Below are 3,032 nucleotides of genomic sequence, written 5' to 3'. Positions count from 1 at the left end.
GCGAATTCGGTGATCTCGAACGGCCATGATTGCAGCCATCGTTTTGCTGGAGGGATTTCCTTTGAGACGGGCTACTGTCATTAACCCTGAAAGTGCTACATGTCCTAAAGCTGTTCGCTCTGCATCCGGTAGGTTAATTAGCATGTCATAAGTCATAGTAAAGCCCTCTTATTTCTAGTTAAAATTGACTGAACAGTTTAGTTCTAATTAAAAACTAAACTGTTCAGTTCAGTATGTCAAGCTTTAAATCTCCGTTACCGATGTAAATCCTTCGGTGTTCAATTCCATCAGCTCAATAGATGGAGGACTGGAAAAGATGGGCTCTAAGCAAGGCCATGGTCTAGATATTGATTCAGCCTGCAACCTAACGACTTGGACCAGCGGGGGCATTTTAACAAAAAGTTACGGTTTCACCTCAATCCCTTTCCCCACAGCCTTTTCAGCTATAAATCATCAATAAAGTACGTCCCATTGGGTACCACAGCAGCAGAGAGATATGAGATAGGGTCTCATTGGTAATCACCTCTCCTTGCGCTCTGAGGCTTTCAACAATGTCATTGATCTTGAGAGTATTCCAGTAAAGGATCGCATTGGAGACCAGGCTCAGGCAGCTCGCCTTATTCATGATTTCCTCGTAATCGCCCGTCGTGAACTCCCCTTGATCTGCAAAGAACACCCGTCGCGGTAACTTGTTATGGTAATCTCCTTTGTTGAGCTGAAGCTGAACCATCTGCATCAAATTGGCATCCGTCAGATAGCGCAAGATGTACTGGGTCTTGAGGATCTGCCCCAGATTCGTAAACGCCTTTGAGAGCCGGTCAGCCGGAAAACTATTGGTCAACCTCTGGACAATCACATGGGCTGGGGCTGTCCATGACTGCTATGGGCGATCCAAAGGCTTGCGCGAAAGAGGTGGCGCAAAAGCTGGGAATATCAACGGCTACTCTCTACACCTACGTCAATGGGGATGGTTCTGTGGAAGAATCTGGACAGCGCTTACTTGGTGGGACAGTAAGAAAAAGGTGATCACTAAACCTCTAGATTTTGCGGCTGAAACGCTTTGAATTATACCCAGACTAGGTTCCAAGAGAAATTCAAGTCAATCTAGCCTAAAAGTTGAGTGAATATTTTAGTACATATATATTAAATGGCAGTAAAACGCAGCTTCGATTGTTTGGGGCCAACTAGCTACAGAATCTTCTGATTGCAGGTTCAGTGAATGGTTACAGGCACTGACTTTCAGGCCTCTCCACAAAATCCGAAAGAACGAGGAACGTCATGCAGATTGGGTGATGATGGGATCTATGTAATCTTGATCATGATGATGAGATGAACCTATAGCCAAGTATTGCTGCAGCTGTCCTTGGATTTGGTCACGGACAACCTGGCGATACTCATAAAAATGTTCAAAAAAAGCACAAACTGTCAAATAATGAGTCGCAAGATGGGGACTTTTCCAAACAATCCGCCCTAAATTGTGCCAGAATTGCCAACGGGTTTTTCGCACAACACCCTGTCGCCAACTCAAGGTTAGTAATGCTCGTAAATCGTTCCTTTGAATAGTTAGAGACTTCATCCGTAATCGCTGTGTGGGTTTAGGTGCAACCTCCATAGACATAAAATGGCGAAAAGTCCTTGCTAGATATTGTTCGGGTTCGTATAGTTGCCAAAAGGCGTCTACAAATTCATTCGCAATATCAGTAATAGGACGTGTTGGAACAAAGTTCATCAATGTGGTTTGGTTGATATTTCCATCTTGGTTGACTAACCGCTGCTCGCTGTCCAGACGATGCCAAAGTGCAGTGTTTGGCAGTGCTTGAAGCATACTAAACATCGCAATGGGAATGTTGGTTCTCTCAATAAACTCGATAATCCGGTTGCCCGCGTTAGGTTGTTCGCCATCAAATCCAATAATGAATCCTGCCATAATTCGCAGTCCCCTCTTTGAAATAGCATCGATTGCTTCACTGAGGGAGTCACGAGTATTCTGAAATTTTTTCGTTACCTTTAAGCTGGCCTCATCAGGGGTCTCTATCCCTAAAAACACACTCTTAAAATTACACTCAACCATCAGGTCCATCAGCTCTGTATCTTGAGCGAGATCAACGGATGCTTCAGTAGAAAAACTGAACGGGTAATTCCGCTGTGTTATCCAAGCTTGTAATTCCTTGAGAAGCAATTTGACATTGCGCTTATTCCCGATGAAGTTGTCATCAACGAGAAACACGGAGCCACGCCATCCTAAATCGTAAAGGCGCTCCAACTCACAGATGAGCTGGCTAGGTGTTTTAGTGCGAGGTTTGCGGCCATACAAGACGATAATGTCACAGAATTCACACTGGAATGGACAGCCCCTCGAGAACTGAACAGAGAGATTGTCGTATGCAGAAAATTTGAGTAAATCAAACCGAGGGATAGGGGTAGTGGTAACATCAGGCTTTTCCTCAGCCCGGAAGAAACCGGAAGCTTCTCCCCTCTCTAATGCCTCCACAAACATGGGTAGGGTGATTTCCCCTTCATCTAAAACTAGGTAATCGGTTTCGGTTACTTCTTCAGGTAAGGCAGTTGCATAGGGGCCGCCCACTGCAACTTTGATTCCCCGTCGCTTCGCTTCATCAACTAGGTCCAGCAAATCAGTTTTTTGGACGATCATGCCAGACAGAATCACAATTTCTGCCCAATCCCAATCTTGTTCTGTAAGTTGTTCAATATTGCGATCAATTAATCTGAATTCCCATTCTTGGGGCAAGATGGCTGCAACTGTAATTAGCCCCAGAGGGGGTAATAAAGCCTTTTTGTCTACCAGAGCAAGGGCTTTCTCAAATGACCAAAAACTTTTCGGAAAGAGGGGATAAACAAGTAAAGCTCGCATAGTGCCATCAAGCCTCCTATCCAATAGAGTTAGCTTACCGTTTAAAGAGGGTTAACAGAAGTCGGCATGGTTTAAAAACAGGGGATTTTGGGTTACACTTCCACGGCAAAATAAGCCATCAATGATTGATGGCTTGAGGTCTACTTCTTCCCTATCAGGT

The 3,032-nt window shown here is 44.6% G+C and carries 3 protein-coding genes; 1 reads left to right on the top strand and 2 read right to left on the bottom strand.

The genetic code is table 11. The features are described 5' to 3' along the window. Positions 1-439: 439 nt before the first annotated feature. Positions 440-841: a Tn3 family transposase gene (locus Q0991_RS20880; RefSeq protein WP_299492184.1), complete on the bottom strand. Its 402-nt coding sequence runs from the start codon at positions 839-841 to the stop codon at positions 440-442. A 32-nt stretch (positions 842-873) separates the two neighbouring features. On the opposite strand from Q0991_RS20880, the gene Q0991_RS20875 reads away from it, so the two are divergent. Continuing rightward, positions 874-1,026 carry a hypothetical protein gene (locus Q0991_RS20875; RefSeq protein ID WP_299492182.1) on the top strand — a complete coding sequence of 51 codons (153 nt, stop codon included), beginning with the start codon at positions 874-876 and terminating at the stop codon, positions 1,024-1,026. A 250-nt stretch (positions 1,027-1,276) separates the two neighbouring features. On the opposite strand, the gene Q0991_RS20870 is transcribed toward Q0991_RS20875, so the two are convergent. Continuing rightward, a complete protein-coding gene (locus Q0991_RS20870; protein WP_299492181.1) occupies positions 1,277-2,872 on the bottom strand; it encodes a B12-binding domain-containing radical SAM protein in 1,596 nt (531 codons plus the stop codon). Between the last annotated feature and the right edge of the window lie 160 nt (positions 2,873-3,032).

The sequence above is a fragment of the Acaryochloris sp. IP29b_bin.137 genome, assembly GCF_028285745.1.
In the GTDB taxonomy this organism is placed as follows: Bacteria; Cyanobacteriota; Cyanobacteriia; order Thermosynechococcales; family Thermosynechococcaceae; genus Acaryochloris.
The sequence above is the reverse complement of the archived record's forward strand: the minus strand, read 5'-3'. Positions and strand labels throughout refer to the sequence as shown.

Bases quoted from the DNA above. Each gene is read 5' to 3' on its own strand.
- Q0991_RS20870 (WP_299492181.1), bottom strand. From the start codon at position 2,872: ATGCGAGCTTTACTTGTTTATCCCCTCTTTCCGAAAAGTTTTTGGTCA.
- Q0991_RS20875 (WP_299492182.1), top strand. From the start codon at position 874: ATGACTGCTATGGGCGATCCAAAGGCTTGCGCGAAAGAGGTGGCGCAA.